Source organism: Mesorhizobium sp. RCAM 05104, assembly GCF_059683645.1.
In genome coordinates, this window is the sequence record NZ_CM185033.1 from 1350505 (window position 1) to 1364403 (window position 13899).

At 63.4% G+C, this 13899-nt stretch carries 15 protein-coding genes; 3 read left to right on the forward strand and 12 right to left on the reverse strand.

Going from position 1 to position 13899, the window contains the following annotated elements:
* Positions 1–53 precede the first annotated feature (53 nt).
* On the forward strand, positions 54–749 hold the full coding sequence (rnhB, locus tag AC56QP_RS07020; protein WP_091576450.1) for a ribonuclease HII: 696 nt from the start codon (positions 54–56) through the stop codon (positions 747–749).
* A 123-nt stretch (positions 750–872) separates the two neighbouring features.
* Here rnhB and AC56QP_RS07025 read toward each other — a convergent pair whose 3' ends face one another.
* The 7 genes from AC56QP_RS07025 to AC56QP_RS07055 all read right to left on the reverse strand — a co-directional run bounded on the left by AC56QP_RS07025 (position 873) and on the right by AC56QP_RS07055 (position 6485).
* Complete coding sequence (locus AC56QP_RS07025; protein ID WP_091576452.1) at positions 873–1364, reverse strand: F0F1 ATP synthase subunit B; 492 nt, start codon at positions 1362–1364, stop codon at positions 873–875.
* Positions 1365–1374: 10 nt separating this feature from the next.
* Positions 1375–1974 carry a F0F1 ATP synthase subunit B gene (locus tag AC56QP_RS07030; protein WP_489860364.1) on the reverse strand — a complete coding sequence of 200 codons (600 nt, stop codon included), beginning with the start codon at positions 1972–1974 and terminating at the stop codon, positions 1375–1377.
* Positions 1975–2052: 78 nt separating this feature from the next.
* Positions 2053–2277, reverse strand: a complete 225-nt coding sequence (locus tag AC56QP_RS07035) for a F0F1 ATP synthase subunit C (RefSeq protein ID WP_006206606.1) — start codon at positions 2275–2277, stop codon at positions 2053–2055.
* Between the two features lie 69 nt (positions 2278–2346).
* Positions 2347–3105, reverse strand: coding sequence for a F0F1 ATP synthase subunit A (locus AC56QP_RS07040; RefSeq protein ID WP_091576882.1), 759 nt, complete (start codon positions 3103–3105; stop codon positions 2347–2349).
* 85 nt (positions 3106–3190) lie between these two features.
* On the reverse strand, positions 3191–3598 hold the full coding sequence (locus AC56QP_RS07045) for an AtpZ/AtpI family protein (protein ID WP_256749357.1): 408 nt from the start codon (positions 3596–3598) through the stop codon (positions 3191–3193).
* A gap of 255 nt (positions 3599–3853) precedes the next feature.
* Positions 3854–5038 carry a cell wall hydrolase gene (locus AC56QP_RS07050; RefSeq protein WP_497109032.1) on the reverse strand — a complete coding sequence of 395 codons (1185 nt, stop codon included), beginning with the start codon at positions 5036–5038 and terminating at the stop codon, positions 3854–3856.
* Between the two features lie 148 nt (positions 5039–5186).
* A complete protein-coding gene (locus AC56QP_RS07055) occupies positions 5187–6485 on the reverse strand; it encodes an MFS transporter (protein ID WP_489860363.1) in 1299 nt (432 codons plus the stop codon).
* Between the two features lie 119 nt (positions 6486–6604).
* Between AC56QP_RS07055 and AC56QP_RS07060 the strand changes: the two genes are divergently transcribed.
* Entirely contained in the window at positions 6605–7525 is a 921-nt protein-coding gene (locus AC56QP_RS07060) for a LysR substrate-binding domain-containing protein (RefSeq protein WP_489860362.1), read from the forward strand.
* 18 nt (positions 7526–7543) lie between these two features.
* Here AC56QP_RS07060 and der read toward each other — a convergent pair whose 3' ends face one another.
* Positions 7544–8983 carry a ribosome biogenesis GTPase Der gene (gene der / locus AC56QP_RS07065; RefSeq protein ID WP_489860361.1) on the reverse strand — a complete coding sequence of 480 codons (1440 nt, stop codon included), beginning with the start codon at positions 8981–8983 and terminating at the stop codon, positions 7544–7546.
* Between the two features lie 63 nt (positions 8984–9046).
* Positions 9047–9712 (reverse strand): tetratricopeptide repeat protein, encoded by a 666-nt coding sequence (locus AC56QP_RS07070; RefSeq protein WP_489860360.1) that lies wholly within the window; start codon positions 9710–9712, stop codon positions 9047–9049.
* A 198-nt stretch (positions 9713–9910) separates the two neighbouring features.
* Between AC56QP_RS07070 and AC56QP_RS07075 the strand changes: the two genes are divergently transcribed.
* Positions 9911–10918 (forward strand): polysaccharide deacetylase family protein, encoded by a 1008-nt coding sequence (locus tag AC56QP_RS07075; RefSeq protein WP_489860359.1) that lies wholly within the window; start codon positions 9911–9913, stop codon positions 10916–10918.
* Between the two features lie 39 nt (positions 10919–10957).
* Here AC56QP_RS07075 and sbmA read toward each other — a convergent pair whose 3' ends face one another.
* From sbmA to AC56QP_RS07090, 3 genes are all read right to left on the reverse strand, one after another.
* Positions 10958–12217, reverse strand: a complete 1260-nt coding sequence (gene sbmA, locus AC56QP_RS07080; protein WP_497100625.1) for a peptide antibiotic transporter SbmA — start codon at positions 12215–12217, stop codon at positions 10958–10960.
* 113 nt (positions 12218–12330) lie between these two features.
* The gene (locus tag AC56QP_RS07085) at positions 12331–13491 is read right to left on the reverse strand and encodes a YbfB/YjiJ family MFS transporter (protein ID WP_489860358.1); all 1161 of its coding nucleotides are present in this window, start codon (positions 13489–13491) and stop codon (positions 12331–12333) included.
* Between the two features lie 118 nt (positions 13492–13609).
* The gene (locus tag AC56QP_RS07090) at positions 13610–13828 is read right to left on the reverse strand and encodes a hypothetical protein (RefSeq protein WP_489860357.1); all 219 of its coding nucleotides are present in this window, start codon (positions 13826–13828) and stop codon (positions 13610–13612) included.
* Positions 13829–13899: the final 71 nt, after the last annotated feature.

The window sequence follows — 13899 nt, forward strand, 5'->3', positions numbered from 1 at the left end:
CCGACCCGGAGGGACTTGCGGAGAATCGGAGCCGATGCGAACCTCGCCGCAACATGGCTCGCGCGCGTTCCGATTCTCCGCTTCTCTTCGAAATCGTCGAGAAGCCCGATTTCTCCTTCGAGACGAAGGCGATGGCCGACGGTCTGTGGCCGGTGGCCGGGATGGATGAGGCCGGTCGCGGCCCCCTAGCTGGGCCAGTGGTCGCCGCGGCGGTGGTGCTCGACCCCGCCAACATTCCAGACGGGCTCGACGATTCCAAGCGCCTCAGCCACTTGCAGCGCGAGGCGCTGTTCCTGCGAATTCTTGGTTCCGCGCTGGGCGTTTCGATGGCGTCCATCAGCGCCGAGGGCATCGACGGCAGCAACATCCTCAAGGCCAGCCTGGAGGCCATGCGCCGTGCGCTGGTCGGCCTGCCTGTTCAGCCGAAGCTCGCGCTCGCCGACGGGCGCGACGTGCCGCCAGGCCTGCCTTGCGCGGGGCGGGCGCTGATCAAGGGCGACCAGCGGTCGCAATCGATCGCCGCCGCCTCGATCGTCGCCAAGGTGATGCGGGACAGAATGATGTGCGGTTGCGGCAACCATCACGATCGCTACGGGTTCGAGGTCCACATGGGCTACGCCACGGTCCGCCACCGCACGGCGATCGAGGCGCATGGGCCTGTCGCACGGCTGCACCGCGTGTCCTTCGCGCCCTTCAGGCTGGGCGGCGTCGAGGTGGCGGAAGAAGAGAGCCTGGCCGGACTTGATTGAATTAAGGGATTGGCGAAACGGCTGAGCGGGTAATCTCCTTCCTCGACGGGGAGATCATTTCCGCAACAACAAAAAAGCCGCCAGGTTTCCCGGGCGGCTTCGATCCTTGCTTGAACAAGAGGCTCAGTTCAGCTTCGACTTCACATCCGCAAGCGATGCCTTGAAGAGGTCGGCACCGGCCTTGGCGTCGATCTTGCCGGCCAGCAGGGTGCGCGCAGCCTCGACAGCGATGTCGACGGCGCTGGCGCGGACCTCAGCGATCGCGTCACGCTCCGCCTGACCGATCTTCTGCTCGGCAAGGGCTGTACGCCGGGCAACATAATCCTCGGTCTTCTTGTGCGCATCCGCGGCAAGCATGTCGGCTTCGCGCTTGGCAGCCGCGACGATGTCGGCGGCTTCCTGCTCGGCTTCCTTGCGCTTGCGCTGATACTGGCCAAGCAGTTGCTGGGCCTCCTCGCGCAGCCGGCGCGCTTCATCAAGCTCATTGCTGATCCTGGCGGCGCGGGCGTCGAGCGCCTTGGCGATCAGGCCTGGCACCTTGATGTAGACGGCAACGCCCAGGAAGATGACGAGGGCTACCGTTGCCCAAAGCGTTGCGAGAGATGTGGCGTCCATGATGCGCTCCTCACCCGGCCACGGATTTGACCGCGGCCGCGATCTCGGCCTTGCTGGCCTTGCCGCCGACCAGTGCCTCGACGATCGCCGAAGCGGTGTCCTCGGCGATGGTGCCGACTTCCTTCATGGCATTGGCCTTGATGGAAGCGATGCGCGCCTCGGCCTCGCCAAGCTTCTGGTCAAGCGCGGCCTCGACCTTCTTGCGTGCGGTCTCGGCTTCGGCCTTGGCCGCATCGTTGGCCTGCTGGCCGATCGCGTTGGCATTGGTCTTGGCTTCCGCCAGTTCCTGCTCGTAGGCAGCAACAGCGGCGTCGGCCTCGCCCTTCAACCTGGCTGCTTGGTCGAGATCCTGTGTGATGCGATCGTTGCGGACATCGATGATGCCCCCAACACGCGGCATCACCACCCGCTTCAGGAAGAGATAGAACAGCCCGAAAGTGATCGCCAACCACAGAAGCTGCGACGGAAACGTCGCAGGATCGAATGGCGGAAACGTGCCGTGCGCTTCAGCAGGCACGCTGGTGCCGGAATGCGTGTCGCCTTCCGTAGCAGCGTGGCTGGTATCGGCGGCAGGCGCGGACTCTTGCGCGAAGGCAGACGTCACGAACATGGACTATCCCCGAAATTCAGGCCCGCCGCTTTCGCGGCTGGCCTGTCCAATCTTCTCATGGCTTAGCCAAAGAGGGGCTCAGCCGAACAGGGCCAGAAGCGCGATGAGAAGCGAGAAGATGCCCAGAGCTTCGGTCACGGCGAAGCCGAAGATCAGACGGCCGAACTGGCCATCAGCAGCCGACGGGTTGCGCAGAGCGCCCGCGAGGTAGCTGCCGAAGATGTTGCCGAGGCCAATGCCCGCGCCACCCATGCCCAGGCAAGCGATGCCGGCGCCGATGTACTTTGCTGCTTCTGCGTCCATTTGTTCAACTCCTTTGGATCTAAAATTCCGTTGCGATTCCATCCGGCGCCAATGCCGGAAACTCTTGGATTAATGCCCGGGATGCAGGGCGTCGTTGAGATACATGCAGGTCAAGACGGCAAAGACGTAGGCCTGCAAGAAGGCGACCAGCAATTCCAGAGCGGTCAGCGCCACCGCCATTGCCAGCGGCAAGACCGAGCCCGCCACGCCGACCGCGCCCAGCGCGCTCAGGCTGACGACGAACCCCGAGAACACCTTCAGCGTGATGTGGCCGGCGAGCATGTTGGCGAACAAACGAACCGAGAGGCTGACCGGGCGCGACACGAAGGAGATCACCTCGATCAGCACCACCAGCGGCAGCAGGAACACCGGCACGCCATGCGGCACGAACAGTTTCAGGAAACCGAGACCATGCTTCATGAAGCCGTAGACGACCACGGTTCCGATCACCAGGGCGGCGAGGCCGAAGGTGACGATGATATGGCTGGTGACGGTGAAGAAATACGGGAACAGGCCAAGCAGGTTGGCGACCAGCACGAACATGAACAGCGAGAACACGAACGGGAAGAACTTCATGCCTTGCGTGCCGGCGGCATCGCGCAACATGTTGCCGACGAACTCATAGGCCATTTCGGAGATCGACTGAAGCCGGCCGGGAACAAGGCTGCGGCTCGACGTCGTCAGAAACAGAAACGCCGCCGCGACAACCACGGTGGCGACCATGAACAGCGCCGAATTGGTGAACGACAGGTCATAGCCGCCGATCTCGATCGGTATCAGCTTGTTGATATGGAACTGGTGGATCGGATCGACCTTGTCAGCTGCCACGTTCAAACCCCGTCAATGCCGCGTACGGCCAAATTACCATTGCCACACAAAGGGCGGCTATTTCCAAATGACGCCTGAAGGGCGGTCATTTTCCATCGTCCCGGTCAGAACGCGACTTATCGCCCTGTCCGAATTCGGCCACAACGCCCGCGGAACGCATGACATTGAGCACGCCGGCGCCAAAGCCAAGCAGCAGGAACACGATCAGCCCCCATGGCGAGGTCCCCGCCAGACGGTCGATCATCCAGCCGATGCCGGCGCCCACCACCACCCCGGCGATAAATTCGCTGGAGAGTTTGACCGCCTGGCCATAACCGGCCGCACTGCCCGCTTTCGCGTCGTCTTTCCCCTCGAGCCGGTTCGGCAGCCTTGTCGCAAGCGATGCTTCAAGTTCACGCCGGCGGCGCTCAAGATCGTCGTCGCGGATGTCGGGTTCATGCTGCTTGCCGCGGCCGGTTTCTCCGGTTCCGTCTGGCCTGCTTTTATCGGCCATCGCAACCCCCCTGCCCGGTCAGACCGTCACCGTCCGTCCGCTTCTAAAGTCGCCGGCAACATAGTTAGAGGGTTTGCGCCCGTCAAGCCACGGGCAGAAGTTCATCGCCATGTATTTTAGGCAATAAAATCAGATATTTAGAAAGGTGCGACATCGTGCCCGCCGCGATGACGGGGATGCATGGCACGAATCCCCCAGGCAATGGCTCCTTGATCGACCGCGCACCGCGCGAAAAGATCAGCGACTGTTCGGTGCTCAGCTCCAGCCGCCGCCATAGGTCCGGTAGAAGATATGCAGGCCGATCTTTGTCATCTTCTGCATCGTGCGTGCCCAGCCGGGATGGACATATTGGGCGTAGTAGTGGGTCGACGAGCCGACCTCGGGGATGAAGATCTTGCCGGCGGTGACGGCCATGGCGATATCCTGGGCGGTCTTGTAGGCGGCCGGGCTGTCGATGCGCTTCCTCCTGCCGTCGCAAGCGAAGGAGAACTGGCAACGGTTGAACCAGCTGTCGTTCTGGTAGACGACGCCGCAGATCGAATTCGGATAGGCCGGGTTGCGGACGCGATTGAGAATGACCTGGGCAACGGCGGCCTGGCCGCGCACAGATCTGCTCCTCGCCTCGAAATAGATGCCGTTGGCAAGACATGCCTGTTCCGGCTTGGAGAAGACGCTTGCCGGAAGCGGGTTCTGTATCCACGAATGGTCGCCTTTGGCCATCGGCGGAATGAAGCGGCCGTCATTCGGCTTGTCGTCCTGCAGCAGGGCCTCGAAGGGCGACGCCTTGGCATAGTCCGGCTCGGCCTGCGCATAGGCGGTCGCCAGCACATCCGGATGGTCGTTGTTGACCAGGGCTGCAAGCATGGCCGGCACGCCGGGATCCGACTTCTTGTCCTCACGCGCATGGAACGCCGCGGCGATCTGGATTTCCTTGCCTTTGATCTGCGGTTTGGCGAAGGCCATCTTGAGGCCGCTGTCCATGCTGGGGCGCAGCAAGGAGGAGGTGCGCTCGAAGATCGACCCGGCGTTGAAGTTCTTGGGCGGTGCGACGGGAGACATCTGGACGATGCGGCCCTTCTTGTCGGCGCGCACGACGCGGTCCTCGTCGGGAGTCCCACTGACCTTGCCGCCCTTGCCCCGAAACGACACATTGCCGACGCCGGCCAGATGGATACCCGATCCGGAGATGGAGCCGGTGACATCGGAATCGACAAAGGGCATTTCAGCGGAATGGGTCGAGCCGGCAACGGATTTCTCGACATAGGAATTCCAGCGCGTGCTCGACGCTTCAAGGCCGGAAACAAGGCTGGTCATGTCCTGGTAGGCGGCGACGGTCGGAAAGCCGATCCAGATGCCGAGACCGATGACGAGCTGAGGCAGAAAGCCGCGTTTTCTCTCACCGGCGGCGGCGACCAGCCGCTTCAACACACGTCGATGCACGGAACACTCTCCAGGAACGCTACTGACCCCACTGGAGAGCAAAATGATGCATTAACCTTGATGGGACGTTAACGGAATCGATCGGGTTTTCTTAGTCGACTGTAGGTGGTGATTTCGAAGTCGGGCGGTTTTGCGGCTGGCACGTCCCTCAGGCCGGCCGCAGGAAGATCGGCCAGGCGATCAGCGCGCAGATGGCTGCCGACAGCCAGACGCCGGGCCATGAGCAGAAGTGCAGAAGCCCCGGAATGGCCACCGGCACGAGGAAGAACCCGACGAAAACGAAGCTGTTGGCAAGGCTGAGCGCGGTTCCGACATGGCCGGTGCCGGCCAGCGTGGCAAGCTCGGTGTAGGCCACGCCGTGCCAGGAAGAGACCGAGATGCCTGCGACAACCAGGAGCACAGGTAGGATCGCCACCAGGAAGAACGCGCTGCCTGACATGGCGGGAGCGGCCAGAAGCAGCAGCCAAAGCACCACGAAGGCAAGCGCGCTGATCGCACTGCAAGACCGAAGAAACTGGCGGCGGTTGCCATGGCGGTCGGTGAAGCGGCCGCTCCAGACGCGCATGACCATCGCGCCGATCTGCACGGCGGCGAGGCTGGCACTGGTCGCCGCCGTTCCCAGTTCGGCGAAGTCGTGCAGGAATACCGACGCGAAGGTGAGCACCGCCACTTGCGGGAAGCAGAGCAGGCCGATGGCGGTGGCGATGCGCCAGACCTCGATGTTGCGGAGCGGCGCCGGTCCGGCCACAGCCGCCGAGCCGAACTGGCCCTCGCCCTGCATCGGCGGCTCATGCAGCCAGCGCCAGGCGAACAGGGCGGACAGAGCGGATGCTGCCGCCAGGAGCCCGAACACCGCGGAAAAGCCGAAAGCCAGGGCAAGCGATGGCAGAACAAGCGCGCCGAGGCCGCCGCCAAGTGGCACGGCTGTTTGCCGGATGCTCATGGCGAAGCCGCGTTCGCTTTCTCGAAACCAGGCCATGATGGCGCGGCCGCTTGAACCGTTGACGCTGCCCCCCAGCAATCCCGTGAGGAGCAGGCTGGCCGACAGGAGCGTGACGTTGGGAATACTGGTCCTCGTCGGGACGACGAGCATCGCCATGACGAAGAGCCAGGCCGCCGTCGCGCCGAGTCCGATCAGAAGCACACGGCGATCGCCCCAGCGGTCGGTGAGCAGGCCCCAGGGCAGTTCGCTGAGTGCAACGCCCAAGCCGAGGACGCCGAGCGCAATGCCGAGCTCGGCATTGCCCAGGTGATAGCCCTGGCGAAGCACGACCGCCGTTGCCGGTATGCCGGCGAACGTGGCCGAGAAACTGGCGTTCGCGGCGACGCCCATGCCCAGGACCTTCCAGCGATGGCCGGGGCTGAACACCCTTCCGGCGGGGTCGGCAGCCCTGTCTTGCAGGATTTGTCTTGGCTGTTGGTCGGTGCAGTCGACAATGGCGGACATGATTTCATTCCCGTGACGGTCCAGTCCCCTGGACCTTGACGGCATCTCTCTAGCGTCATAATTTCATCCTTAAAATCAGGAAGTTTTTGATTATAGATCCTGAAAAACGGGACATTTCTATGCAACGCGTGACCTTCGACCTCGACGTTCTCCGCAGTTTCGTCACCGGCATGGAGCTGGGCAGCTTTGCCAAGGCCGCCGACCGGCTTGGCCGCTCGACCTCGGCGGTCAGCGCGCAATTGAAGAAGCTGGAAGAGCAGGCAGCGACGCCGATCTTCCGCAAATCGGGGCGCGGCCTGGCCTTGACGGAGGCCGGCGAAACCATGCTCGGCTATGCGCGACGGCTGCTCGAATTGAATGACGAAGCAGCGGCGGCGATCCATGATGTCGAGATGGAAGGCTGGGTGCGGCTCGGCATGCAGGAGGATTTGGGCGAGGCGGTGCTGCCTGACGTGCTCGGCCGCTTTGCCCGGGCCCACCCCAAGGTCAAGATCGAGGCCAGGATCGGGCGCAGCCACGACCTCGCCGAAAGGGTGATGTCAGGCAGCCTGGACATCGCACTTGCCTGGCACAGCGGCCAGACGCTGCCCTACAGCGAGCACATCGCCGATGTTCCAATGCGCTGGATCGGCCCGGCCAAGCGCATCGAGACCAGCCTGCGCGACGGCGACCCACTGCCGCTGGTGGCGTTCGAAGCGCCGTGCCTGTTGCGCACGGTAGCGACGGAAACGCTCGACCGCGCCGGGCTGCCCTGGCGCATGGCCTTCTCCAGCCCGAGCCTTGGCGGCATCTGGGCGGCTGTCGCCGCGGGACTGGGGCTGACTATCCGCACTGACATCGGCCTGCCGGCCAGTGTCAGCGCAATGACGCCTGAGATCGCCGGGCTGCCGGCCCTGCCCAAGATGGCGCTGTACCTGCATCGCCGGGATGCCGAACCCGAGCCGGTGGCTGCCCGTCTCGCCGACATATTGCTGGAGGCGGCGCGGCAGGCATTGCCGGACAATGCGCGGGCCAATGCGGGCTTGCGTGCCGTGGCCTGATCGGACGAGCGTGAAGCCTCAGCCGCGTTTCTTGGCCCTGCCGGCGAACGGATTGTCGGAGGTGCGCAGCGCGATACGGATCGGCACGCCGGGCATGTCGAAGGCCTCGCGCAAGCTGTTGGAGAGATAGCGGACATAGGATTGCGGCATCGCGTCGGGCCGCGAGCACTGGACAACGAAACCCGGCGGCCGCGTCTTGGCCTGGGTGACGTACTTGACCTTCAGCCGGCGGCCGGCGACGGCGGGCGGCGGATGATGCGCCAGGATGCCTTCCAGCCAGCGGTTGAGCTTGCCGGTCGAGACGCGGCTGTTCCACACCTTGTGGGTCCTCAGCACGGTATCCATCAGCTTGTCGAGGCCACGCCCGGTCTCGGCCGAGACGGGCACGGCCTGGAGGCCGCGCACCTGCGGCAGCAGCCGCTCGGTCTTCTCGCGCAGTTCCGCCAGCAACTCCTGCGGGTTGTCGATCAGGTCCCATTTGTTGAAGGCGATCACCGGCGCCCGGCCCTCGCGGATGATCAGGTCGGCGATCTGCAGGTCCTGCTTCTCGAAGGGAATGGTGGCGTCGAGCACGATGATGACGATCTCGGCAAAGCGGATGGCGCGCAAGCCGTCCTGCACCGACATCACTTCCAGCTTTTCGTGAATCCGGGCCTTGCGGCGCATGCCGGCGGTGTCGAACAGTTTCAGGCGGCGGCCGTGCCAGTCCCAATCGACCGAGATCGAATCCCGGGTGATGCCGGCTTCCGGTCCGGTCAGCAACCGCTCCTCGCCGATCAGCGCATTGATGAGCGTCGACTTGCCGGCGTTCGGGCGGCCGACGACCGCGATGCGCATCGGCTTGGTGTCGTCGTAGGTGTGCACATCCTCCGCATCCGGATCGGCGATGTCCTCGCCGATCAGCACCTCACCGGTGGCGATCTCCTCGTCCTCGCCAGCCTCGTCTTCGCCGAAGGCACGCGCCTCGCCGAGCGCGCCGATCACCGCATCGCGCAAATCGGGCATGCCCTGGCCATGCTCGGCCGAGACCGGGATCGGCTCGCCAAGGCCAAGCTCCCAGGCCTCGAGCATGCCGCCCTGGGCGCCCTTCGCCTCGGCCTTGTTGGCGACCAGCACGACCGGCTTGCCGGACTTGCGCACGATCTCGGCGAAGGTCTTGTCATCGGGCATCAGGCCGGATTTGGCATCGACCGTGAAGAAGATCAGGTCGGCCTCGCGGATGGCGATCTCGGTCTGCGCGCGCATCCGACCGGGCAAGGTCGAGGCGCCGGCGTCCTCGAAGCCCGCGGTGTCGATGACGTCGAAATGCAGGTCGTAGAGCTTGGCGGCATGGACACGGCGATCGCGGGTCACACCCGGCGTGTCGTCGACAAGCGCCAGCTTCCTTCCCACCAGACGATTGAAAAGAGTCGATTTGCCGACGTTAGGTCTGCCTATGATGGCGACTTTGAAGGTCATACGGTCCTACAATCATGCATGTCGTTGTCCCAAAACCGCCGCACACTTTTGGGCGACATGCACTTACGACGCATTGCCCGAGCCGCGGATCAGCTCAGACATCAGCGTTGCCCGCTCGCGGGTGTTGCGCGGGGCGCCATCATCGGCGGCGATCTGGTCGAACAGCTTCAGCGCGTCCTGGGTCTTGCCTTCCTTCCAGGCGGCAAGGCCGAGCGCCTCGCGCGCCGTGTGGCGCAGCGTGTTGGTATCCGATGTGAGCGCCTCGACGCGGCTGGAGACGTCGGCGAAGGAGCCATGGTCGACGAGCAGGAGTGCTGCCCGCAGCCGTGCCATGTCGCGGATACCCTGGGGAATGGCGGTGTCGGCGGCGACATCGTCGAAATCCTTGACGGCGGCGGCGACATCGCCCTTGTCCGCCTTGACGGTCGCGGCGCGCATGCGGGCGAGCAGCGGATAGGCGCCGTAGCCATCCTTCTCCAGTTGATCAAGGGCGGTCAGCGCTTCGTCGTTCTTGCCGTCATTGGCAAGCTTCAGCGCCTGCGAGAACGCATCCCCCGAGCGGTTGGCGCGCGTCTCGTCCCAATAGCGATAGCCGACGAAGGCGGCGGTGCCGAGCACCACGAGGATCGCAAGGCCAAGCAAGGCCGGACCAAAACGGTCCCACAGGGCCTGCGCCTGGTCGCGACGCATCTCGTCGTTGACTTCACGGATAAAACTGTCGTCGGACATCAATCAAAACCATTCCTGCCCCGGGCCGGGGCGGTTCATGAGCCCGCGTTTTAGCGAAATTTTGTCGGCATGGAAGGGGTTCGGCAGGAAAATCGGCTTATCGCAAGACAAGTGGCCACAAAAGAACGACCGTACCCACGCCACATTTGCCCGATAGCCGGCTGCCAGACATTTCCCCGAGCCCAGATCAGATTGCCCATGCTTCGTCCGTTCCGCGTTGTTGCGTTCTCCCTGGCTTCGCTCGCCAGCGTCGGCACGGCCTTGGCCGATCCCCCAGCGCCCCCAACGCCAGCGAAGCCTAAGCAGGTTGTCATCATCTCGTTCGACAGCGCCCGCGATATTTCGCAGTGGAAACGCAGCCGGGCGCTGGCGCAGCGTACCGGCGCGCATTTCACCTATTTCCTGTCCTGCGTGTTCCTGCTGTCGCCGGAAACCCGCAACCAGTACACTGCGCCGGGCAAGACATCAGGCAAATCCAACATCGGCGTTGCCGCGTCCAGGCAGGAAGTCGCCGAGCGGCTCGAGCAGATCGGGCTTGCCGCCTCGGAAGGTCACGACATCGCAAGCCATGGCTGCGGCCATTTCGACGGCAAGGACTGGAGCAAGGCCGACTGGCTGAGCGAGTTCGCCTCGTTCGAACACATTCTCGAGAACGCCTACGCGATCAACGGCATCGCGCCCGAACCCAAGGGCTGGCGTGATTTCGCGCGGCATGCGGTGGCCGGCTTTCGCGCGCCATACCTGTCGGCAAACAAGGCGCTCTACGAGGCGCTGCCGGCTGCCGGGTATCAGTTCGACGCCAGTGGCGTCTCGCAGGGCCCTGCCCGGCCGGCGACCGTCGGCGGCATCACCCGCTTTTCCCTGCCGCAGATCCCGGAAGGTCCGAAATCAAGGCCGGTGATCGCCATGGATTACAATCTTTATGTGCGCCATTCCGGCGGCTTCGAGCGGCCAAGCAAGGCGGGCGCGTTCGCGAACCGGACCTATGACGCCTTTCGCGCCGCTTTCGACAAGGAATATGCGGGCAAGCGTATTCCGCTGGAACTCGGCTTCCACTTCACGCTGATGAATGACGGTGCCTATTGGAATGCGCTGGAGCGTTTTGCCGGTGAGGTCTGCGTCAGGGCAGACGTCGAGTGCATAAGCTTTCGCGACTATGTTTCGCGCCAGGATGCTGGCGAGAGACAGGTCTCGGTTGGCGGCTGAGCCGCCAACCCGGTTCGATTTCCAAAACCTCGGTCTTTATCAGGCCGGATCCTCGGCGCTCTGCCTTGCCAGGTAGCGCTGGTCGATATCCGGCAGCGGTTCCCCTTGCAGCGTCGCCTCGAAGGCGCGCAGGCGTTTGTGAACCGACTGAAGTTCGACGATCGTCGACCAGGAGGTAAGCAGAAACTGCAGCGAACCCGTCACCTTGCCGAATGCGTTCGAAATTTGGTTCAGCGCGCCGAACGTGATCTTGTGCGCAACCAGCGACGGACCCAGGATCAGCAGCGAGAAAATGTTGTCCGCCTGCAGGTAGGTGTAACGGACAACGTTGAAATAGATGTAGTGGAAATAGAGCCTGAAATAGTTGTGACGAACATTCGCGAATAGCTCGGCGGTGGTGGCCGGCTGCGCCCTGTCCGCATGATCTTCACCGTAGACCAGTTCCTTGCGATAGGCGGCTTCAACACGCTGGTTGCGGAACTGCAGCCCGGGAAGTTTCAGGCCGGCAATCATCACCGAGATCGTTCCGAACAGACACCAGGCCAGTGCTGCGACAACCAATGGCTGGGGAATCGTGCCGATGATCGGCAGCTCGGTGATATGGGCCTGCAACTGGATCATGACCGGCAGGAATGCGATCAAGGTCATGATCGACTGGACGAAACTTGACCCCAGGTCCTCCATGATCTGCGAAAAGCGCATCGTGTCTTCCTGGATGCGCTGCGAGGCGCCTTCGATATGACGCAGCCTGCCCCAGTTCTCGACGAAGTAATTGTTCATCGCCGTGCGCCAGCGGAAGATCCAGTGGCTGACGATGAAGGCATTGACCACCTGCACGTTCATGCCGATCAGCGCGAGCCACGAAAAGTCGGCCAATCCGATGTAAAACTCTCTGTTGGTAGACTTCCCGGTCCCCGACATCAGCCCCTGTACATAGTCGAAGAAAGGCCCGTACCAGGCGTTGACGGCGACGCTGACCTGCACGTTGAAATAGATAAAGAACAGGATGACCGCCGTCATCAGGATCGACCAGCGCTGCCAAGGATGCGGAGAGTACCAGCTCCAGAACGCATAGAAGACGGCCACGCAAAACACGAAGTAGAGATAGAACCAGAGAAACGGCTTCGATACGAGCACGGCGATGCCGATGATGGGCGGCGCGTCGGCGGCTGCCGGCGGCAGCCCGAACAGGGCGCCCAACTGCTCGCCGCCGAAGAACCAGAACAGGATTGCCGCAAGGCTCCAGATGGCGGCCGAAGAGAAGAACAGCTTCGGCTGCGGGAAGAAGGATACGAACACTGTGGCGGATTCCTCGGTCGGTGCGCAAATCAGCGGGGTTTAGCGGGCATAAGGTCACACATTAGTTGGAAAGCAAATGCCTGCCCGATGCCCTGTGCCGAGCAAAACCACAATCATGGCGATTTTGGCGCAGCCGACCATGTGATGGCGCCGGAAACGACAAGAGCGCCGGCCGCGACAATCGAGGCGAGGAAGAAATCACCTGACGCCTGCGCCAGAAACCCAGCGGCAACCGGACCGATGATCTGGCCAAGTCCGAATGAGGCCGTCATCACGGCAAAGATCCGGCGTGGCGCCAGTGGCGCCAGCTGCCGTGCGGCCTGCAGGCCAAGCGCGGTGATGGCAATGAAGGTGACGCCGAGCAGCAGGCCGCCAAGCAGCGGCCCGGTGCGTCCGCCGATGGCGACGCTAGCCGTGACGCCGACAACTTCGATGAAACATGCCAGCGCATAGGCGACATAGAGTCCGACCCGTGCGGCGATCTTCTGCCAGAGCCAGGTCGAGGGAAATCCGGCAAGGCCGGCGACCATCCACACAACAGCCTCGAAGACGCGGCTGCCGCCGCCTTGCCGGACGATGGCGACCAGGAATGTCGCCGTCACCACATAGCCAAAACCAAACAGGCCGTAGGCGACAATGATCTTCAGCAGCGACCGGTCCTTCGGCAGAGCCGGCTCACGCCCGGCTTCGCCATTGGCGAGGGGGCCCTCATCCACCAGCAGCGCCACGACCACAAAGCCGCAAGCCGAAATCGCCGCCGACCACAGCCAGCCCGCCGCCCAGCCGGCATGTTCGGTGACGAGGACCGCCATCATCGCCGCGGACATCGCAATGCCGAGGCCAACGCCACCAAAATGCCAGGCCTGCAGATCGCCGCGACGGGCAGCCGCGATATGGCTGAAAACGATGCTGGCCATGAACACCATGACAAAGGCGCTGGCCAGACCGGCAAGAAAGCGGATGACGAGAAAGGCGACCATCGCGTCAGTCAGCCCCATCAGGGCGGCCAGGACAGTGCTGGCGCCGAGACCCGCCAGCATCAGCAGACGCTCGCGCCCATGCGCCCAGCCGCCCGCCGCCGCCAGCGCGCCGACGAGATAGCCGAGATAGTTGGCGGAGGCGATCCAGCCGGCATCGGCCGGCGACAGGTGAAGCTCTTCCATCATGCCAGGCAGGATCGGGGTATAGACGAAGCGGCCGATGCCCATGGCGACGGCCAGGGCAATCATGCCGGCGAAAGCGTAGCGTAGCGCTGTCGAGGTGGGCGATATCATTGCAGCGCACAATAAGTGCGCGAGCCGGTGAAACAATCCGCCTTTTGTTGGGCCAGTGCAACCGCGTGGCGGCGCGATCGCCTCGACTTCTGCTTTAGCCGGAACGCTTGGCGTCCGCTCAGCAGCGTCCACCGGCATGCAATGAAGCCGTCTCGTGCACGGTCCGCCGCGCCGTCAGCCTGAACGGCACATCACCAAGTTCGCGCTCCGACATGTTGTTCAGCACGGGGTGCGAAAGCGGATCGATCAGCCATCCCTGCGTCTCGCTTTCACGGCACGGCTCATACGGCGTGTTCGCGGCGAACAAGACCTTCAGCGACGACAACATCCTCAGCATTTCCGGCTCCGTGGGCCTGTCTCCCGCCAATAAGTCTGCCGTTTCGATATGTCTTTCAATTGAGATTTCAG